The sequence below is a fragment of the Streptomyces sp. MS06 genome (genome assembly GCF_047200655.1).
Taxonomy (GTDB): Bacteria; Actinomycetota; Actinomycetes; order Streptomycetales; family Streptomycetaceae; genus Streptomyces.
In genome coordinates, this window is record NZ_JBJZOJ010000069.1 from 1 (window position 1) to 20,245 (window position 20,245).

Below are 20,245 nucleotides of genomic sequence, written 5' to 3' on the forward strand. Positions count from 1 at the left end.
GTCCCTGAAGCAGCCGTCGCATGACCAGTCCAGGCTTGACGAAGGACATAGAGGCACCCCCGGCCCGCCGGGCCGGAACACCGAGCGCCGCTGCCGGGTCCCGCCGCACCCCTCGCACCGTCCGGCGCCCCGCGGCAAGAACCCCCGACAACACCTCCGCACCGCCCCGGCGAACCGCCCCCCGTCCACGCCGCCCTGATCTGCGTGGCGCTTCCGGACCTGGCGATCTCCACGGAGCACGCGCAACTCACCGGCCGGGGACCCGGAGGGTTCTACCACGCGGGGCGGCGGGTGCTCTCCCGCTGCCAGGTCCGGGTGGCCGGGCGTGAACCGCTCACCCTCCAGGCACGGATGGCCGGCCCCGACCGCGCCTGCTTCGTCGGCACTCTGCGGGTCTCTCCGGAACCCGGCCCCGACCCGGACCTCGTCGTGGAGCGGACCCGCTGCGCGGACGGGACCGAGCTGATCACACTGCGCAGCGCGTCCCGGCGTCCGCTGCGCCTGCCGGTCGAGGTGGCGCTCGGTACGGACCTCGCCGACCTCGCGTCGGTGGCGTCCGGACGTGAGGGGCCGGAACTGCCGGCCGTCGTTCACGGCGCGGGGCTGCGCTGGTCGGGATCCGGTACCCCCGCCTCGGTCACGGCCGAACCGGCGCCCGCGGACGCCGTGGTCTCGGCGGGACTGCTGCGCTGGGACATCACGGTGCCCCCCCGGCGGCAGCGCCGGAGTAAGGCTGCGGATGCGGCCCCACTGGGCCGGTCCGGCCCGGGCGGCGGGTCGGGGAGCGGCCTCCCCGCTGGCAGCGGCATGTGCCGAGGGCGACGATCCGCGCGCCCGCCCCCTGCTCCGCACGAGCATCGAGGACCTGCGTGCGCTGACCCTGCGCGATCCGGCGCACCCCCGCGACAGCCACCTCGCGGCCAGTGCTCCATGGCGCTGCGGGCCGGCCCCGGCGGAGGCGCTCGCCGCGGCCCGGATGGCACTGCCTCTGGGCCCCCGACTGGCGTCGGGCACGCTGCGCATCCTCGCCCGCACGCAGCTCGGTGGCCCGGGCCCGGAGACGGGCATGATTCCGGGACCGCTCCGGGACGCGGGTGTCCACCTGCCCCCGGCGTCCACCGGCACGGAGGCCACCCTCCTCTTCCCCGCGCTGCTGGCCGAGGCCCGCCGCTGGGGACTCCCGGACCGGGAACTGGAGGAACTGCTGCCCGCGGCCGAGCGGTCCCTGTTCTGGCTGCGGTCGGCCCTCGGCGACGGCCCGTACCTGAGCGACCCGCACCCCCGGGCGCCGGTCCGCTGCGAGACCCAGGCCCACGCCCACCGCGCCGCCCTCCTCGGCGCCGACCTGCTCGACGCCTGCGGCCGGCCGGGCGGCGCCGAGCTGCGGGAGCGGGCGCACCGGCTGCGGTCCGCGTTCCGGCGGGAGTTCTGGACCGACGACCCCGGCGGCGGCCGACCAGCCGCGGCGCGCACGCCGGACGGCAGAGTCGTCCCGCACCTGGGTGCGGCGGCCGTCCACCTGCTCGACACCGGTCTGCTCGGCGGTGGGGAGCAGGCACCCGGATTGCTGGACCGGGTGCAGACCGGGCGCCTCGCCCGGCTGCTCGGGAGCCCCGCCCTGGACAGCGGCTGGGGACTGCGCGGACTCGGCGCGAAGGAACCCGGATACAACCCCCTCGGCCACCGCGGCGGCGCCGTCCGGGTCCAGGAAACGGCACTCGCCGTCGCCGGCCTGGCCTCGTCCGGATACGAGCGCGAGGCGGCCGCTCTGCTGCGAGGCGTACTGGACGCCGCCGAGACCTTCGGTCATCGGCTCCCCGAGATGTACGCGGGTGAGCAGCGCTGCGAGGGCGGGGCGCCCCTGCCGCACCCGGCGGCCTGCCGGCCCGCGGCCGCAGCCGCCGCTGCGGGTGTGCTGCTGCTGACCACGCTCGCCGGTGTCCGCCCGGACGTCCCCGCCCGGTCCGTCACGCTGCGGCCGCTGTCCAGCGCCCCCCTGGGGGAGATCTCCCTGACCGGGCTGAGGGTGGCCGGCGCCCCCTTCTCGGTGCGGGTCAGCCGACTCGGCCTCGCCATGGTCGAGGAGGCGGCGGAGGGGCTGCGCCTACGGGTGTGACCTCGAGGGAAAGCGGGCGGACGTACGGACGGCGGACGCAGCGGGTGCGCGCGGGCGCGAAGGGGGATCAGCCATCGATCCGACCGGCGAAGGGAGTGTTTATCGTCAGGCAGACGACTATGATCGCGGCATGCCCTACGACCCGTCAGCCTTTCCACCCTTCGCCGTCACCGTGGACCTGGTCGTGCTGACCGTGCGCCGACACTCCCTGTGCGCGCTGGCGGTGCGCAGGGGTGAGTCCCCCTTCCAGGGGCGCTGGGCGCTTCCCGGGGGCTTCGTCCGCGACGACGAGGACCTCGCGCAGGCCGCCGCACGGGAGCTGTCCGAGGAGACCGGGCTGACGGCGCACGACCCCCACGTGCCCGCGCAGGAGCACGGCGCCCACCTCGAACAGCTCGCCACCTACGGTGACCCCAAGCGGGATCCGCGGATGCGCGTGGTCAGCGTCGCCCACCTCGCGCTGGCGCCCGACCTGCCCGCGCCCCGAGCCGGCGGCGACGCCAGCAACGCCCGCTGGGCGCCGGTGGAGGACCTCCTCCAGCAGGGCGGCTACGGCCGGGACGGGGAACCGGTCGCGCCACTCGCCTTCGACCACGCCCAGATCCTCGCCGACGGGGTGGAGCGCGCCCGCTCCAAGATCGAGTACTCCTCCCTGGCGACCGCGTTCTGCCCTCCGGAGTTCACCGTCGGTGAGCTGCGCCGCGTCTACGAGGCGGTCTGGGGTGTGGCTCTGGATCCGCGCAACTTCCACCGCAAGGTGACCGGAACCCCCGGCTTCCTGGTGCCCACCGGTGGTACCACCACACGTCAGGGCGGTCGCCCCGCGCAACTGTTCCGGGCCGGCGGCGCCACCCTGCTCAACCCGCCGATGCTGCGCCCCGAGGTGTGACGCCCGGAGCGGCCGCCGGACGTCCGCGGCTGCCCTGAGGAGCAGGCGACGCGCGCCGCCGGAACGGCGGCCGGTGCGCCCGCGTGTCCGATCGATAACTCGCAGATGCCCGAAAAGGGCGATTTGGCACGCTATCTTGCTGCGGGTGATCCAGGCCTTCGGACTGACCAGCACCTCCCGCAAGGACCTTCCGCCCGCCGTCGACGACGTCTCCTTCACGGCGCCGGCGGCGCGCGTCACCACGCTGCTCGGGTCGCCGGGCGCCGGCAAGAGCACGGCGTTCAGACTCATGCTGGGACTTCAACGGGGCCGGGGCCTCGCCCACTTCCGAGGCCGTCCGCTGCACCGCATCGCCCACCCGGCGCGGGAGGTCGGGGTGGTGCTGGGGGATGTCCCGGGACATCCGGCCCGTTCCGTGCGCGGCCATCTGCGCATGCTGTGCGCCGCGGTCGGCGTTCCGGTGCGCCGGGCCGACGAGATCCTTGACGCCGTCGACCTGGCCGGCCTGCGCGAAGAACGCCTGGGTACCCTCTCGCACGGCATGGACCGCCGCCTGGGCCTCGCCTGCGCTCTCCTCGCGGACCCCCACACGCTCGTCCTCGACGAACCGGCCCGAGGGCTGTCCGCGGCCGAGAGCCGCTGGCTCTACGGCATGCTGCGGACGCACGCCGCCCGGGGCGGCACCGTGCTGCTCTCCGTCGAGGACCCCAGGGAAGCCGCCCGAGAAGCGGACCGGGTCGTCACCCTCGCACGGGGCAGGCTGGTCGCCGACCAGGAGGTCGCGGACTTCGCCCGCACCCGACTCCGTCCCCGGGTGGCCGTCCGCAGCCCCCAGGCCGCCCGCCTGGCGGCGGTCCTCGCCCGGGAGGCCCGCGCCGCCCGCTGCTCCGTGGAGGTCGTCCCGGAGAGCGGCAACCGCCTCTCGGTGTACGGCAGCACCTGTGCCGACGTCGGCGAGACCGCGTTCCGGAACCGCATCCTCGTCCACCGACTCGCGGACGAGGTGGGCGACATGGGTCCCGGGGCCCCGGACCACCGTCCGCCCGCGCTGTGCGGCGCCGCGGAGGCCCTGACCGTGGAAGCGGGTCCACCGCCCTCCGGCGCCCCGGAGGATCCGGGCGGGCAGGGGGCGGAAACACCCCGGGAGGAACTCCAGGACACCGGCGGTGCGCCGGCGGAGCCGACCCGGCCTCACGCCGGCCGGGAGGACGAGGAACCCGCTCGCGGAGCGCACGACGCCGGCCGCGTTGCCGCTCCGCCCGTCGGGCACGGGGCGCAGGCGGCCGCTGCCGGGGCCACCGGTCCGTCGCCGGCCCCTGCCACGGGAGACGGGAGCGCGCACCCGGCGCCCGTGACGCCGGTACGCGACGCATGCGGCAGTACCGCCGACTTCGACGGGCACGCCTCCGGCTCCCGCTCACGCCGGTCCCATGGACAGCGGGCCCTCGGCTCCGGGGCCGTGCCGTCCGCCCTGCCGCCGATCTCCGTCCGTCCCGCCCCCGGTCCGCTGCGGCCGCTCCGCTACGAACTGCGACGGGCCGCCGGAGTCGGCACCGGATTCCTCACGTCTGCGGTCGTGCTGCTCCTGTCCGCGGTCACGGCCGTGGTGCTGGCGCACCTCGGCCACACGTCGCAGGGGCGGTTGCTGGCCGCCTGGCCCCGGGAGGTTCCGCTTCCCCCGGCCGCCCTCGGCGCCGGACTGCTCGGCGCATGGGCGTTCGGGGACGAGTTCCGCCACCCCGCACTGGCGACCGACCGCGGCACCGTCCCCCGCCGGCTCGGACTGCTGGCGGCCAAGCTCCTCGTCTCCGCTTTCACCGCCCTCGTGCTGGCGCTCCTCGCGGTGGGCTGCGACGCCGAAGTGCTCCACCTCGTCTACGGAGGTGAGGTCTCCCGGATTCCCGTTCAGTGGCCTGCGACGGCCGCGGCTTGGATCGGGCTGGTCATCGGCTGCGCCTGGGCCGGGGCGCTGGCGGCGGGGGTGTTCCGGTCCACCACCGCCGGGCTCGCCGCCGTCATCGCGGTCCCGATTCTCGTGGTGCCCCTGGTGCACAAGGGGCTTGAGGGAGTGGACGTGCGGACGGCGGCCGGACTGCCCGTCCGGGTGCGCGAGATGTTCCTGGGGTTCTGGCCGTTCGGCGGTGAGCGCTGGCTCACCGGCGTGGCGCGCCTGGTCGTCCAACCCGTGGGCGGGGCTCTGACGTTGTCACTGACCGCTCTGCTCTGCACGTATCTGCTCACCACCCTGCGCGGCCGGGTCCGATGACGGCCCCGGCCGGGCCCTGTCGGACCCCGGCCGCCCACAACTCCTCAAGGAATGCCCGATTCTTTCCGATAAGGCGTCAATTACGACGGGGTGAGCGATCACCCTTTCGTGTGCTTTTCACCAAAGCCCTCAAGGGAGTTGGCGGCAGCGCCGACAAACAATCCCGTGAGTACCCTTGCGCACACCATGATGACCGCCGCCCGTTCCGCAGACTCCGGTCTCGCCGCTCCGGGCGAACTCGACCGCTATCCGTACGCCGAGACGCCCGCCGCCGACCGCGTCGGACCTCCCTCCTGGGACGGCGCGGACCACTCGGAGCTGGGGCGTGTGGGCCGGCGTACGGCGGGCAGCCGCGGGCGCGGGCTGCACGGCCAACTCGTACAGCAGTTGGGACAGATGATCGTCTCCGGCGACCTGGGCGCCGACCGCCCCCTGGTGCCCGAGGAGATCGGGCAGCGCTTCGAGGTCTCCCGCACCGTCGTCCGCGAGTCGCTCCGGGTCCTGGAAGCCAAGGGGCTGGTCAGTGCCCGCCCGAACGTGGGCACGCGAGTGCGTCCGGTCAGCGACTGGAACCTCCTCGATCCGGACATCATCGAATGGCGCGCCTTCGGGCCGCAGCGCGACGATCAGCGGCGCGAGCTGACCGAGCTGCGCTGGACGATCGAACCGCTCGCGGCGCGTCTCGCCGCCGGTCACGGACGGGAGGAAGTGCAGCAGCGCCTGGCCGACATGGTCGAGATCATGGGCCATGCGCTGGGGCAGGGTGACGGTCTCACCTTCTCCCGTGCCGACAGCGAGTTCCATGCGCTGCTGATCCAGGTCGCGGGGAACCGCATGCTGGAACACCTCTCCGGGATCGTGTCCGCCGCCCTCCAGGTGTCGGGTGGGCCGGTCACGGGCTGTGACCGGCCGAGTGAGGCGAGCCTGGCGCACCACGGCAGGATCGTCGACGCCCTCGCCTCGGGTGACGGCGGGGCCGCCGAGTCGGCCATGCGGCAACTGCTCACGGTTCATCCCGAGGTGGAGCGCGTGGTTCCGGCCCCGCGCGAGCACTGACTGCGCACCGAGGCTGCCCGGTCGGAGTCGTCACCCCGCCCGTGGCGACGTCCCCCGGCCGTCCGTGGCGACGTCCGGCCGTGATCGTCGCCCGGTCGGGGCCCGCATCGCCGGTCAGGAGCTGCGGGCCCCGACCGCCACCGGTCGACGCCGTCGGGGTCGGTGATGTGGCCGTCCGGCGGCGCGGCGCGGCCCGGCGGGGTGCGGCGGGCGATCCGACGGTCCGTCCCCTCAGGACACCGGTGACCACATGTGTCCGCTTATGATTGTTTATGGATGCTTACGGGGTGTGACTCGGGCCACGCAGATTGGGCGTAACGCTCGTGGGAGCAGCGCGATGACCTAAGAGGTGACTGCCGCGAAGGGAATACGGACGCCGGTTTCGGTGCTGTGATCCTTCCCGGCCCCAGCCCGCGCCGTCGGCCCATCCCCAAGCCGGCGGTCGGCTCCTGTCCCCTGCGGACGGTGCCGGAAGCCGTTTTCCAACGTTCCGAGAGGTTGTTCGTGTCGGCCAGCACATCCCGTACGCTCCCGCCGGAGATCGCCGAGTCCGTCTCTGTCATGGCGCTCATTGAGCGGGGAAAGGCTGAGGGGCAGATCGCCGGCGACGATGTGCGGCGGGCCTTCGAAGCTGACCAGATTCCGGCCACTCAGTGGAAGAACGTACTGCGCAGCCTCAACCAGATCCTCGAGGAAGAGGGTGTGACGCTGATGGTCAGTGCCGCGGAGCCCAACAAGCGCACCCGAAAGAGCGTCGCAGCGAAGACCCCGGCCAAGCGCACCGCCACCAGGGCGGTCGCCGCGAAGGCGGTGACGTCGAGGAAGGCCACCGCCACCGCCCCGGCTGCCCCGGCCGCGCCCGCCGAGCCCGCCGTCGAACCCGCTGAGGAAGCCGCTCCCGCCAAGAAGGCGGCGGCCAAGAAGACGACCGCCAAGAAGACGGCGGCCAAGAAGACGACCGCCAAGAAGACGGCGGCCAAGAAGACGACCGCCAAGAAGGACGGCGCCGAGCTGGTCGAGGAAGAGGCGACCGAGGAGGCCAAGCCGGGCGAGGAGCCCGAGGGCACCGAGAACGCCGGCTTCGTGCTGTCCGACGAGGACGAGGACGACGCGCCCGCGCAGCAGGTCGCTGCAGCCGGCGCCACCGCCGACCCCGTCAAGGACTACCTCAAGCAGATCGGCAAGGTCCCGCTGCTCAACGCCGAGCAGGAGGTGGAGCTCGCCAAGCGCATCGAGGCGGGCCTGTTCGCCGAGGACAAGCTGGCCAATTCCGACAAGCTCGCGCCGAAGCTCAAGCGCGAGCTGGAGATCATCGCCGAGGACGGCCGCCGGGCCAAGAACCACCTGCTGGAGGCCAACCTCCGGCTGGTGGTGTCCCTGGCCAAGCGCTACACCGGCCGCGGCATGCTCTTCCTGGACCTCATCCAGGAAGGCAACCTCGGTCTGATCCGCGCGGTGGAGAAGTTCGACTACACCAAGGGCTACAAGTTCTCCACGTACGCCACCTGGTGGATCCGCCAGGCGATCACCCGCGCCATGGCCGACCAGGCCCGTACCATCCGCATCCCGGTGCACATGGTCGAGGTCATCAACAAGCTCGCCCGGGTGCAGCGCCAGATGCTCCAGGATCTGGGCCGCGAGCCCACCCCAGAGGAGCTGGCCAAGGAACTCGACATGACCCCGGAGAAGGTCATCGAGGTCCAGAAGTACGGTCGCGAGCCCATCTCGCTTCACACCCCGCTGGGTGAGGACGGCGACAGCGAGTTCGGTGACCTGATCGAGGACTCCGAGGCGGTCGTACCGGCCGACGCGGTCAGCTTCACACTGCTGCAGGAGCAGCTGCACTCCGTCCTGGACACCCTGTCCGAGCGTGAGGCGGGAGTCGTCTCCATGCGTTTCGGTCTCACCGACGGTCAGCCGAAGACCCTCGACGAGATCGGCAAGGTCTACGGCGTCACCCGTGAGCGCATCCGCCAGATCGAGTCCAAGACCATGTCCAAGCTGCGGCACCCCTCGCGTTCGCAGGTGCTCCGCGACTACCTCGACTGACCGCGACCGCCCCGGCGGCGTCGGAGGGCGTGGGGCGAGCCCCGTGCTTCCCCGGCGGCCGATGCAGGCCCCGGCTCCGGGCGCCGTCGGCGGGACCGGCCTCGTGCCTTGACCCGACCCCCGAGGACCCGACGGTCCTCGGGGGTCGGGTCTTTCCCGTCCGCCCGCACCGCCGAAGCCGATGCGGGCACGCGGTCCTCGCGAGGCGGCGGCAGCCGACGCTGCCGCAGACGCGAGACGCGAGACGCGAGACGCGAGACGCGAGACGCGAGACGCGAGACGCGAGACGCGAGACGCGAGACGCGAGACGCGAGACGCGAGACGCGAGACGCGAGACGCGAGACGCGAGACGCGGAACTGCACCGTGCGGCCCCCGCCCGCCGACTCTCGGGGCGCGATACGCCCGAAACGTACCCGGGTGCGGTACGGAGAGGGTTGAATCACTCTGGGTTCCTGGCAATCAACCCAGAGTGAGGTGCAAGGTATGCGACGTTCTCTTGCCCGGGTGCTGACCCGGCCGCTGGCCCTGGTGGCCATCGCACTGGCGATACCGCTGGTGTCCCCGGCGCCGGCGTCCGCCGGCAGCGTCGTCGTCGGAGGATTCCCGGTGGACGTGACGGAGAGTCCCTGGACGGTCGCGCTGTCCAGCCGTGACCGGTTCGGCGGTACCCGGGCGGGCCAGTTCTGCGGGGGCGCGGTGGTCGGTCCGAGCACCGTGCTGACCGCCGCCCACTGCATGGGTGAGGAGGTTCTGGGGGCTCCGCCGGGCGCGGCACGGGATCTGAAGGTCATCGAGGGGCGCACGCACCTGCTCTCGGGGCAGGGCCGGGAGGTCGCGGTGAGCGGGGTGTGGGTGAACCCCGACTACGACCCGGTCGGCAACGCCGGCGACTTCGCCGTCCTGACTCTCGCCGAGGACCTTCCGGCGGACTCCGTCATCGGGATGGCGGCCGAGGGCGACCCCGCCTACGCCGCGGGCACGGCCGCGATGGTCTACGGGTGGGGGGACACGACGGGCGGCGGCGACTACGCCACCCGCCTCCGGGCGGCACGCGTCCAGGTGCTGCCCGACGCGCTGTGCGAGCAGGCCTACCCGGGGAGCGCGGACGGCACCTATGCCGCCGCGAGCATGCTGTGCGCCGGGGAGCCCCAGGGGGGCCCGGACGCCTGCCAGGGGGACAGCGGCGGTCCGCTGGTGGCCCGGGGCCGGCTGGTAGGTCTGGTCTCCTGGGGGAGCGGGTGCGGCCGACCGGGGAAGCCCGGCGTCTACACGCGCGTCTCCGACGTCCTCAGGGTGCTCCAGCGCTACGGCGCCCCTTCCGGTGGCGCCGGGGCGTCAGGCGGCCGCTGAGGGGGTTCTGCGGTACGACGAGCGCGGGCGGCCGCCCCCGGGTCGGGGGTGGCCGCCCGTGTACCGACCGGTGCCGGAGTCGGCTCGTCGTGGGTACGAGGGGTCAGCGCTCTTCCTCTGTGGCGCTTGCCGGAACGGCCGTGAGCCGCTCCGTCTCGTCCTGTATCTCGGCGGCGATCTTCTTGAGTTCCGGCTCGAACTTGCGACCGTGGTGGGCGCAGAAGAGCAGTTCTCCGCCGCTCAGCAGGACGACGCGCAGGTATGCCTGGGCGCCGCAGCGGTCGCAGCGATCAGCGGCCGTCAGCGGGCTCGCGGGGGTCAGAACAGTAGTCACGTCGCCTCTTCTCTAGCTCGACGAGCTGTCGTACCAGGGTCAACATCCAACCAGCCCCAAAACGTTCCCGCTCGCGGCTTCTCCTCGGAAAATTCTCCGAAGTGGCTGGCTGCTGCCGGTTTGGCGGCGAATGTGCCGTATTGCGTGTCTGTCGTGTCTTACGGTTTCGCGCTGTCGGTCATGGTCCGCCCTCCCGGCCGGGTTGCCGGTTGTTCATGAGGACGTGCCCGGAGCCTAAATGGTTCATGCCCCCAAGGGAACGTGATATGTACTTCACCCCTTCGAGGGATCGAACGCGTATGCGAGTCTGGACTAGGCTGTGATTCTCGAGAGGGTGGCGTTACAACGGCTCTACCAGGCCTCGGTACGCTCTGTGCGGCTACCGAAGCCGTGCCCTTACCCACCAGGGCCCCATCTGAAATTCAGCGAGGAGCGAACCGCGTGACCGCCGAGACGTCCGTGCCGTCCACAGCGCTGCTGGCAGGAGCAGACCGGGACGGTTCCAACTACACCGCGCGGCATCTGCTCGTCCTCGAGGGGCTCGAGGCCGTGCGCAAACGCCCGGGGATGTACATCGGGTCGACCGACAGCCGCGGTCTGATGCACTGCCTGTGGGAGATCATCGACAACGCCGTGGACGAGGCCCTGGGCGGCTACGGCGACCGCATCGAGGTGATCCTCCACGACGACGGCTCCGTGGAGGTCCGCGACAACGGCCGCGGCATCCCGGTCGACGTCGAGCCCAAGACCGGACTCTCCGGTGTCGAGGTCGTCATGACCAAACTGCACGCCGGCGGCAAGTTCGGAGGCGGTTCGTACGCTGCCTCCGGCGGTCTGCACGGCGTGGGCGCCTCCGTGGTGAACGCGCTGTCGGCACGCCTGGACGTCGAGGTCGACCGCGGTGGGCACACGCACACGATCAGTTTCCGCCGCGGCGTGCCCGGCGCCTTCGACTCGGCGGGACCCGATGCCCGCTTCGAGGCGAAGAGCGGTCTGCGCAAGGTCAGGAAGGTCCCCAAGACCCGTTCCGGCACGCGGGTGCGCTACTGGGCCGACCGGCAGATCTTCCTCAAGGACGCCAGGCTGTCCCTGGACACCCTGCACCAGCGGGCCCGGCAGACCGCCTTCCTGGTGCCGGGCCTGACCATCGTCGTCCGCGACGAGTTCGGGCTCGGCGACGGCGGAAGCAAGGGGGAGGAGTCCTTCCGCTTCGACGGAGGCATCAGCGAGTTCTGCGAGTACCTGGCCACCGATAAGGCCGTCTGCGACATCCTCCGCTTCACCGGGCAGGGCTCCTTCAAGGAGACCGTCCCGGTCCTCGACGACCACGGGCAGATGACGCCCACGGAGGTCACCCGCGAGCTGGGGGTCGACGTCGCGCTGCGCTGGGGGACCGGCTACGACACGACGACCAGGTCGTTCGTCAACATCATCGCCACGCCCAAGGGCGGCACCCATGTCGCCGGCTTCGAGCAGGCCGTCACCAAGACGATGAACGAGGTCCTGCGCGCCAAGAAGCTGCTGCGCGTCGCCGAGGACGACATCGTCAAGGACGACGCCCTGGAGGGGCTCACCGCCGTCGTCACCGTCCGGCTGGCCGAGCCGCAGTTCGAGGGCCAGACCAAGGAGGTGCTGGGCACCTCGGCCGCCCGCCGCATCGTGAACAACGTGGTCTCCAAGGAGCTCAAGGCCTTCCTGACCTCGGCGAAGCGGGATGCCGCCGCTCAGGCGCGCGTGGTGCTGGAGAAGGCGGTCGCCGCCGCTCGCACCCGCATCGCCGCGCGTCAGCACAAGGACGCCCAGCGCCGGAAGACCGCTCTGGAGTCCTCCTCGCTGCCGGCCAAGCTCGCCGACTGCCGAAGCGACGACGTCGAGCGCAGCGAGCTGTTCATCGTCGAGGGCGACTCCGCGCTCGGTACCGCCAAGCTCGCCCGCAACTCCGAGTTCCAGGCGCTGCTGCCGATCCGCGGCAAGATCCTCAACGTACAGAAGTCGTCCGTCACGGACATGCTCAAGAACGCCGAGTGCGGCGCGATCATCCAGGTGATAGGAGCCGGCTCGGGCCGGACCTTCGACGTCGACGCCGCCCGGTACGGCAAGATCATCATGATGACGGACGCCGACGTGGACGGCTCGCACATCCGCTGCCTGCTGCTGACGCTGTTCCAGCGCTACATGCGGCCCATGGTCCAGGCCGGCCGCGTCTTCGCCGCGGTGCCGCCGCTGCACCGCCTCGAGCTGATCCAGCCGAAGAAGGGCCAGGACAAGTACGTCTACACGTACTCGGACCGCGAGCTGCGCGACAAGCTCATGGAGTTCCAGAGCAAGGGGATCCGCTACAAGGACTCCATCCAGCGGTACAAGGGTCTCGGTGAGATGGACGCCGACCAGCTGGCCGAGACCACGATGGACCCCCGCCACCGCACACTGCGCCGCATCAACCTGTCCGACCTCGAAGCGGCCGAGCAGGTGTTCGACCTGCTGATGGGGAACGAGGTCGCTCCGCGCAAGGAGTTCATCTCGGGCTCGGCGGCGACCCTGGACCGGTCGCGCATCGACGCCTGAGGCCCGTCCGGCGACCCGGGCTGCGCGAGCGGCCCGGGTCGCGCGAGACCTCGGGCGGGTATCGGGCAGACCTCGGGACGTTCGGTCACGCGTACGCGCAGGGGGGCACGGCCACCGGCACGCTCAGTCACCTGATGGGGTGAAGAGGGCGGGGAAGGGAAGCCGGGGATCTTCCCGTTCTGTCCATCCTTGGGCATGCAGCCAAGCAATCGTCGCCCACACGCACATGAGGGCGGCCCCGACAACCCCGAAGCACCGGGCGAACGGTCCGTGCCGACCACTGCCGGAGCCCCCGGCCACCCGCGGTACGAGGACCCTTGGTACGACGCGCTCGCCTCTGGCTGGGGTGAGTCGGCCGAGGGAGACGCGCCGGTGGCCGCCGTTCCCGCGATGCGCGGGGACCGGGAGGGCGTCGCAGCCGCGGACGTCTACCTCGAAGTGCAGCGCAGCGCCGCCTTCCAGGAGGTGCGCCGCCGCTACCGGCGCTTCGTGATTCCGGCCTTCGCGGGGTTCTTCGCCTGGTACATCGCGTACGTCCTGGCCGCGACGACCGTGCCCGGGCTCATGGCGCGCCCGGTGGCGGGCGCGGTGAACGTGGCGCTGCTCGCGGGGCTCGGACAGTTCCTGAGTACCTTCCTGCTGACCTGGGCGTACTCCCGACATGCACGGTTGCGTCGGGACCGGGCCGCACTCGACCTGCGCTGGGACACCCAGGAACTGACGCGGGGTGCCCGCGGTGGTGCCTTGTGAGCGGGAACCACCAGTCGCTGGCACTGCTCCTGTTCAGCGTGTTCGTCGCGATCACACTGGCCATCACCACCTGGGTGAGCCGTCACCGGCAGGGCTCCGCGGAGGAGTTCTACGCGGGCGGTCGGCTCTTCTCACCCATGGAGAACGGATTTGCCATCGCCGGCGACTACATGTCCGCCGCCTCCTTCCTCGGCATCTCCGGAGTGATCGCGCTGTTCGGCTACGACGGGCTGCTCTACTCGGTGGGGTTCCTCGTGGCCTGGCTGGTGGTGCTGTTCCTGGTCGCCGAACTGGTGCGCAACTGCGGCAGGTTCACGCTCGCCGACGTGGTCGCGGCCCGGATGCGGGAGAGGCCCGTGCGGATCGCGGCCGGCACCTCCTCGGTGACGGTGTCGGTCCTGTACCTGGTGGCACAGATGGTCGGGGCGGGCAGCCTGGTCGCGCTGCTCCTCGGGAACTCCGGCAGAACCGCTCAGGCCTGGGCCGTCATCGGCGTGGGGGCGCTGATGGTCCTCTACGTCTCGCTCGGAGGGATGCGGGCCACCACCTGGATCCAGATCGTCAAGGCGGTGCTGCTGCTCGGCGGTACGGTCGCCCTCACCGCACTGGTGCTGCTGCGCTTCCACGGCGACGTCGACCGGTTGCTCACCACGGCCGCCGAGCGCAGCGGCCACGGTCGCGCCTTCCTGGCACCGGGACTGAAGTACGGCGGCGGCTGGACGGCACGCCTCGACTTCATCAGCCTGGGGCTCGCGCTCGTCCTGGGCACGGCCGGACTGCCGCACATCCTCTCGCGCTTCTACACCGTGCCCACCGCGCGGGCCGCCCGGCGCTCGGTGGTCTGGTCGATCGGACTCATCGGCGGCTTCTACCTGATGACGATCGTCCTCGGGTTCGGTGCCGCGGCGCTCGTCGGGCCGGACGCCGTACGCCGGTCCAACCCGGCCGGCAACACGGCGGTGCCGCTGCTCGCCCTCGATCTGGGTGGCGGGCCCGACTCCACCGGCGGAACGGTTCTGTTCGCGGTGGTCACCGCGGTGGCCTTCGCGACCATCCTCGCGGTCGTCGCGGGGATCACCCTCGCCTCCTCCGCGTCCGTGGCGCACGATCTGTACGCGTCCCTGCGGAGCAGGCGCGGTAAGCCCCGCAGCGAGGTGGCGGTGGCACGAGTCGCGGCGGTCGGCATCGGAGTCCTCGCCATCGCCCTCGGCCTGCTGGCCCGCGAACTCAACGTCGCCTTCCTGGTGGGCCTCGCCTTCGCGGTCGCCGCCTCCGCGAACCTCCCGGTGCTGCTGTACTCGCTGTTCTGGCGTGGCTTCACCACTCGCGGCGCAGTGTGGTCCGTGTACGGCGGCCTGGTTCCCGCGGTCGTGCTGGTCGTGCTGTCCCCGGTGGTGTCGGGGAGTCCCCAGTCACTGTTCCCGGGAGTCGACTTCCAGTACTTCCCGCTGCGCAACCCGGGCCTGGTGTCGATCCCGCTCGGTTTCGTCGCGGGCTGGCTCGGCACCGTCACCTCGGCGGAGATCCCCGACGAGGCCAGGCACGCGGAGGTCGAGGTGCGGTCGCTCACGGGCGCCGGCGCGGTCTAGCGCCGCCGGTACCTCACCGCCACCGATCTCGCACCGCTTCCTGCACCTCAGGGCCGCGGGCTCCACGGGCGCGCTTCGCGTCCGCAGCCCGCGGGACTCGCCGGTCGCGGGGGTCCCTCGTCGGGCGGCCGAGGCCCCGCGCGGGTCGTGGAGCCCGGCCCGGATCCGGGTGGGTGCAGCCGAGGTACCGAAAGCGCCGCTGAGAACGATTCAACGGTCCGTTCCATCGGCCGGTTCCCGGGCGGGTACCCACCCGTGGTGCTGTTGGGGGGGAGTACCCGGCCGGGCAACGCGGGATCACTGCGACTCCTGTGGGAAGCGGCATCCGGAGCGTCGTAGGGCGCAGTACGAGCCCATCGACGATCCAGCAGCGGTTCCGCAGTGGTGATCCGGCTCGCCGACAATCGGTCGGGGGCGAGCTGTCGCGGTGCCCGAAGCGGCGGGACCCAGATCATCGTGGACCCGGCCCTGACGGGACGATGCATATCGGCGGACGGGCCTGCGCCGTTGAGATCCCCGCGTGCCGAGCCCAGGTCGTGGCCGAACCGGGTCCCCGATTGCGTCCGGTTGGTAGCGTCACCGGAATGGATCAGGACCGTGTGCTCGAAGCGTTTCGCCGCGAATCCGGGGCGCTCACCGATGCGGTGTCAGGGCTGTCCGAGGCTGAGTGGAACTTCCCTACACGCTGCACCCCCTGGAGCGTACGCGACCTGCTCGGGCACATCTGCGTCGTGATCGACTGGCTTCCGGGCATACTGGACGCGTCGGCCCCGGATGAGGCCGGGATCTCCGCTGCGGAGTACTACCGCCCGGACGACCGCTTCTCACCCCGGACCGACAGAGCCCGGATCGCTCTGGCTCAGGACCGGGCAGCAGAGCCGACCGACGGTGCCGCCTTCGCCGAGGTCTTCGCCGCGACCTGGCGGCGGGTCGACCGGCTGTGCCGGGCCCAGCCGGCCGACCGTACCGTCCGGACACGTCATGGCGACGCCATGCTCCTGTCGGAGTTCCTGCTCACTCGAGTCGTCGAAGTCGCTGTCCACGGCCTCGACCTGGCTGACGCACTCGGATGCGCACCCTGGCTCACCTCGTCGGCCGGAGACGCCGTGCTGGGGCTGCTCCTCGGCGCAGAGCAGATGGCGGCCGCCGACACACTGGGGTGGAGCCGGCCGCGTTTCCTGCGCAAAGCCACCGGCCGCGAGCCGTTGGCGGAACCGGAGACCACGCAGATCGAACAGCTCGGCATCCGATGGCTCGCCCTGGGCTGACACCCGCATGGCTCTGTTCGTGATTCGAACGGTCATGCTCTACGCCGCGGGTTGCGCTTCGGCCGGCGGTGGAATCACAAGCGAACCTGGAGCGATATGCCCCTGGCGACCACAGTCGGTGACCGTCGGGGGACGAAGACTCAGACAACCGACGCCCTGAAAGGATCGGTGGGGATGATCTCCGCCTCGTCGAAGAGCTGCTCCAACGCCTCGTGTCCGTGACGCCTGCGGAACTCGATCTCGGCCGTCGTTACGGGCAGGGTCCACAGGATGCGGGCGTGGCCCTCGGGAACGGGACAGTGTTCAAGGCCTGGTCCGTGGAGACATGGCAGGCTGATCAGCAGGTGGTCGCAGGTCGACCCCGGCACCCACGGTTCACCGATCGGCATGCTGTGCTCCAGGTCGAGCTGATGCCCGCCGCAGTGGTAGTAGGCGATCCTCGCCATGAGCTCGATGAACCGCTGGTCGCGGACGTGTGCGGTCATGACGAACTCGAGGCCGTGGCCGTCCTTCTCCATCGCCGCCCAGCAGCCGGCGGTCACGTACGCCCAGCCGTCGCTGCGGGGACCGGCCCCCACGACGAGAACTCGCAGATCGGGCGCCACCTCTCGCCGTCCCGGCCCGAGCTCCAAGTCGACGACCTCCACCGGGTGTCCTTCGAAGAACGCTCGGACATGTGACTCGACTGCCTCCGCAGCCAACACGCTCGCATTGCCCATCGCGCGATCATCGCACCGCGATCGACCGCCCCTGAGGGCTCACTCAGCGTCACGAGACTGCCGACGTCAGCCACGAGCACACGACACCCCAACATGCGGGCCAGGCCAAGGGGCCAAGGACGGTGAGGCCCGCGACCGGGCCCGGGACGGTCGAGGAGGTGCTTTGGGCGGGCGGCCCGGCTCCGTCACGGGGAGTCCTCCGGGCCGGCGGTCCGCGCGGGCGCCTCCAGGACGTCCGGCGCCCCCGGCCCGGCTAGCGGCTGCTTCGCCCCGGGCGGTGCCGCTGCCCCGGGCGGTGCCGCTGCCCCGGCCGCTGCCGCTGCCCCGGCCGCTGCCGCTGCCGCGGCAGCCGTCTCGGGCCGGGCCCGGTCCGCCGCAGCGGCGGCCCCCTCCGGCCCGGGCGCTGCTTCCGGCCCGGGCGCTGCTTCCGGCTCGGGCGGCTCCTCCTGCGCCGTCGCCCCCTCCGGCTCGGTCAGTGCCTCCGGCAGGACGACGGTGAACTCCGCGCCGCCGCCCTCGGCCTCTCCGGCGATGGCCCGTCCGCCGTGCCGCTCGGCCAGGCGGCGCACCAGCGACAGGCCCAGGCCCCGCTTGCCGTGCGGGGGCGGCTCCTTCGTCGACCACCCCGCGGTGAAGACCGACTCGCGGTGCTCGGCGGGGATGCCGGGGCCGGTGTCGCGCACCCGCAGCACGGCGGCACGGCCTTCGGCGCGCAGTTCGACCTCCACGCGGGCGTGCGGGGTGGCGGCGACGGCGTCGAACGCGTTGTCGACGAGGTTGCCGACGACGGTGACCAGTCCCCGGGGATCCACCAGCCGGTCCGGAAGCCGGGTGCGGTCCGAGATCCACAGGACGACGCCGCGTTCGGCGGCGACGGTCGCCTTGCCGACGAGCAGCGCGGCCAGCAGCGGGTCCCGGATCTGCTCGGTGATCCGGTCCGCGGTGGCCCGCCGGTCCCCGACCACCTCACCGATGAACTCCACGGCATCCTCGTACATCTCCAGTTCGAGCAGGCCGAGCAGGGTGTGCATGCGGTTGGCGTGCTCGTGGTCCTGCGCGCGCATGGCGTCGATCAGCCCGTGTGTGGCGTCGAGTTCGCGGCCGAGCTGCTCCAGCTCGGTGCGGTCGCGCAGCGTGGCCACGGCGCCGCCGTCGTCGGTGGGCATCCGGTTGGCGACCAGCACCCGGTGCCCGCGTACGGTCAGCAGGTCGGTGCCGGTGACCCGGCCGGCCAGCACGTCGGCCGTGCGTCCCGGTCCCAGTGCCTCGTCGGGTGACCGGCCGACGGATTCCTCGCCGTCGACGGCCAGCAGCCGCTGCGCCTCGTCGTTCAGGAGGCGCACCCGTCCGGTCCGGTCGAGGGCGACGACACCCTCGCGGATGCCGTGCAGCATCGCCTCGCGTTCCGCGAGCAGTGCGGAGATGTCGGAGAACGCGAGGTCGCGGGTCTGCCGCTGGACCCGCCGGGAGATGAGCCAGGCGGCCAGGGTGCCGACGGCCAGCGCACCGCCCGCGTAGGCGAGCAGTCCGGGGATCGCGCTGATCAGACGTGCCCGGACGCTGTCGTAGGCGATGCCGACGGAAACCGCGCCGACGATGTGCCCGTCGGCGTCCCGCAGGGGCACCTTGCCGCGGGCGGTGCGGCCGAGGGTGCCGGTGTTGATCGCCATGACCTCCTGGCCCGACAGCGGTAGCCGGGGTGAGGTCGACACGTGATGGCCGATCTCCGCCGGGTTGGTGTGCGACCAGCGCGTTCCCGCAAGGTTCATGATCACGACGTATTCGGCGCCGGTCGCGTGCCGGATGCGTTCCGCCTCCCGCTGCACCGGTCCGTCAGGGGTGGGGTCGGTGTGCTGGAGGTCCTCGGCGATCTGCGGCTGCTCGGCGGTGGTCTGCGCGATGGCCAGCGCCCGGTGCATGGCCTGGTCGTCCAGCTGGTGGCTGAGCGGGGCCAGGAACAGACCGGTCACCAGTACGGCGACTCCCGCCGCGATCACCACCTGCATCAGCAGCACCTGCGAGAACACCCGTCGAGGCAGGCCGAGGCGCCGGCGGCGGGCGGGGGGAGTGGGACGCATGGCCACGACGGTACGTGGACGCGGGGCCGCGGCGGCAGGGGGTGTGGAGCGTCCTGTCGGCCCGCGCGCGGTGAGCGGGTCCCCAACCTCCCGACGAAACTCCGGCCCAAGGCGGGTCCCGTCCCGCGCGCGGCGAGCGGGCCCCGTTCGGAGCCGATCGGCCCGGTCCGGGGCCGTGGGGACCGGTTCAGAAGGGGAGCGTCGGTGCCGCGGACGCCGACTCCAGCACCGCTCGCACGTCCATCCGTGCGGGCGCGCCCGGCAGGGCGGCGCCGCAACTCTCAGGCCGGGGCGGCAGCGAGGCGCCTTCGCGGACGAGCACCCGCCAGCGGCGGCCGTCGGTGTGGGCGACGGTCACCCGCCAGTTCGGTGCCGCGCCCTCGGTGCGCAGCACGCTCAGCGCCTCCGCACGGTGCTCGCCGGCCGTCCGGCGCACCGCCAGTTCGGCCGCCTGGCCGGGCCGCTCCCAGGCGGACGCACCCCGGCAGCCCTCCAGGACGATCCGGCCCTCCCCGGCCGCGTGCAGCACGTCCTTGACGGCATGGGCCTGGGCGCGTCCGTAGGCGTATCCGTAGGGCAGGACCAGCACGGTCGGCGCGAAGCGGTGTCCGCCCAGATGAGTGACCTCCCAGACCCCCGGTACGCCGGACGCGACGAGCTCGTTCGCCAGCGGGCGGCCGAGGAGGGCGCAGCAGCGGTCCCGCTTGCCGTTGGTGCACACCATTGCCAGCGGGTGGCCCGTGTGGGGGCCTCCGAGCAGGGCGGTGTCGAAGGACGCGGGGTCGCCCGCGCCCAGCGCGGCGAAGTCGAGGTCGAGGAGGCGGCGGGGGGCGTCGGTGGTGGCGGTGTGCAGCCAGGCCCGGCCGGGCAGGATGTGGGCCGCGTACACCCGGCGCTGCGCCGGTTTGCCGGCGTCCACATCGGCGTGCCGGCCGGGACGCCTGATGAGCGCCAGGCGCACTCCGGTACCGAGCGCGGCGGCCTCCAGCGCGCGGCCCAGCGAGGGGTCCAGGTGGCTCGAAGTGAGTGCCCTGTCGCCCCACGGGCCGGGCTGCTCCAGCAGGAGCCAGGTCCTCGCCGTCGCCGCGGTCCCCGGCAGCGGCTCTCCGAGGTTCCGGGATGCGGTCGCGCAGATACTCACACAGGCGAGCCTAACCTGACTCTCCGCAAGGCGAATTTCGGCCGGGTCCTGAGCTGTTCGGGGATGCCGCCGGG

General features: G+C 72.3%; 13 protein-coding genes and 1 pseudogene. 10 read left to right on the top strand and 4 right to left on the bottom strand.

The features are described from left to right. Positions 1-198 precede the first annotated feature (198 nt). The 6 genes and pseudogenes from ACL02U_RS28065 to ACL02U_RS28090 all read left to right on the top strand — a co-directional run bounded on the left by ACL02U_RS28065 (position 199) and on the right by ACL02U_RS28090 (position 9,727). A pseudogene (locus ACL02U_RS28065) lies at positions 199-2,116 on the top strand (glycogen debranching N-terminal domain-containing protein). A 130-nt stretch (positions 2,117-2,246) separates the two neighbouring features. Then, positions 2,247-3,005, top strand: a complete 759-nt coding sequence (locus ACL02U_RS28070) for an NUDIX hydrolase (protein WP_412793770.1) — start codon at positions 2,247-2,249, stop codon at positions 3,003-3,005. A 145-nt stretch (positions 3,006-3,150) separates the two neighbouring features. Next, positions 3,151-5,271 (top strand): ATP-binding cassette domain-containing protein, encoded by a 2,121-nt coding sequence (locus tag ACL02U_RS28075; protein ID WP_412793771.1) that lies wholly within the window; start codon positions 3,151-3,153, stop codon positions 5,269-5,271. Between the two features lie 165 nt (positions 5,272-5,436). Next, the gene (locus ACL02U_RS28080; protein ID WP_412793772.1) at positions 5,437-6,327 is read left to right on the top strand and encodes a FadR/GntR family transcriptional regulator; all 891 of its coding nucleotides are present in this window, start codon (positions 5,437-5,439) and stop codon (positions 6,325-6,327) included. Positions 6,328-6,831: 504 nt separating this feature from the next. After that, positions 6,832-8,376, top strand: coding sequence for an RNA polymerase sigma factor (locus ACL02U_RS28085; RefSeq protein ID WP_412793773.1), 1,545 nt, complete (start codon positions 6,832-6,834; stop codon positions 8,374-8,376). Positions 8,377-8,860: 484 nt separating this feature from the next. Next, the gene (locus ACL02U_RS28090; protein ID WP_412793774.1) at positions 8,861-9,727 is read left to right on the top strand and encodes a S1 family peptidase; all 867 of its coding nucleotides are present in this window, start codon (positions 8,861-8,863) and stop codon (positions 9,725-9,727) included. A gap of 103 nt (positions 9,728-9,830) precedes the next feature. Here the strand turns inward: ACL02U_RS28090 and ACL02U_RS28095 are convergent, their stop codons facing one another. Then, positions 9,831-10,061, bottom strand: coding sequence for a hypothetical protein (locus ACL02U_RS28095; RefSeq protein ID WP_412793775.1), 231 nt, complete (start codon positions 10,059-10,061; stop codon positions 9,831-9,833). A gap of 441 nt (positions 10,062-10,502) precedes the next feature. Between ACL02U_RS28095 and ACL02U_RS28100 the strand changes: the two genes are divergently transcribed. The 4 genes from ACL02U_RS28100 (at position 10,503) to ACL02U_RS28115 (ending at position 16,233) form a co-directional block, all read left to right on the top strand. Beyond that, on the top strand, positions 10,503-12,626 hold the full coding sequence (locus ACL02U_RS28100) for a DNA gyrase/topoisomerase IV subunit B (protein WP_412793776.1): 2,124 nt from the start codon (positions 10,503-10,505) through the stop codon (positions 12,624-12,626). 195 nt (positions 12,627-12,821) lie between these two features. After that, the gene (locus ACL02U_RS28105) at positions 12,822-13,376 is read left to right on the top strand and encodes a DUF485 domain-containing protein (RefSeq protein ID WP_412793777.1); all 555 of its coding nucleotides are present in this window, start codon (positions 12,822-12,824) and stop codon (positions 13,374-13,376) included. Next, the gene (locus ACL02U_RS28110; protein WP_412793778.1) at positions 13,373-14,965 is read left to right on the top strand and encodes a cation acetate symporter; all 1,593 of its coding nucleotides are present in this window, start codon (positions 13,373-13,375) and stop codon (positions 14,963-14,965) included. The genes ACL02U_RS28105 and ACL02U_RS28110 overlap by 4 nt, the downstream gene beginning before the upstream one ends. Before the next feature lie 584 nt (positions 14,966-15,549). Next, on the top strand, positions 15,550-16,233 hold the full coding sequence (locus ACL02U_RS28115; protein WP_412793779.1) for a maleylpyruvate isomerase family mycothiol-dependent enzyme: 684 nt from the start codon (positions 15,550-15,552) through the stop codon (positions 16,231-16,233). A 140-nt stretch (positions 16,234-16,373) separates the two neighbouring features. On the opposite strand, the gene ACL02U_RS28120 is transcribed toward ACL02U_RS28115, so the two are convergent. The 3 genes from ACL02U_RS28120 to ACL02U_RS28130 all read right to left on the bottom strand — a co-directional run bounded on the left by ACL02U_RS28120 (position 16,374) and on the right by ACL02U_RS28130 (position 20,171). Next, positions 16,374-16,880 carry a suppressor of fused domain protein gene (locus ACL02U_RS28120; protein ID WP_412793780.1) on the bottom strand — a complete coding sequence of 169 codons (507 nt, stop codon included), beginning with the start codon at positions 16,878-16,880 and terminating at the stop codon, positions 16,374-16,376. Between the two features lie 257 nt (positions 16,881-17,137). Further along, positions 17,138-19,030, bottom strand: a complete 1,893-nt coding sequence (locus ACL02U_RS28125; RefSeq protein ID WP_412793781.1) for an ATP-binding protein — start codon at positions 19,028-19,030, stop codon at positions 17,138-17,140. Positions 19,031-19,217: 187 nt separating this feature from the next. Next, positions 19,218-20,171: a sucrase ferredoxin gene (locus ACL02U_RS28130; RefSeq protein WP_412793782.1), complete on the bottom strand. Its 954-nt coding sequence runs from the start codon at positions 20,169-20,171 to the stop codon at positions 19,218-19,220. Positions 20,172-20,245 lie beyond the last annotated feature (74 nt).

Bases quoted from the DNA above. Each gene is read 5' to 3' on its own strand.
- ACL02U_RS28070 (WP_412793770.1), top strand. From the start codon at position 2,247: ATGCCCTACGACCCGTCAGCCTTTCCACCCTTCGCCGTCACCGTGGAC.
- ACL02U_RS28105 (WP_412793777.1), top strand. From the start codon at position 12,822: ATGCAGCCAAGCAATCGTCGCCCACACGCACATGAGGGCGGCCCCGAC.
- ACL02U_RS28090 (WP_412793774.1), top strand. From the start codon at position 8,861: ATGCGACGTTCTCTTGCCCGGGTGCTGACCCGGCCGCTGGCCCTGGTG.
- ACL02U_RS28125 (WP_412793781.1), bottom strand. From the start codon at position 19,030: ATGCGTCCCACTCCCCCCGCCCGCCGCCGGCGCCTCGGCCTGCCTCGA.
- ACL02U_RS28115 (WP_412793779.1), top strand. From the start codon at position 15,550: ATGGATCAGGACCGTGTGCTCGAAGCGTTTCGCCGCGAATCCGGGGCG.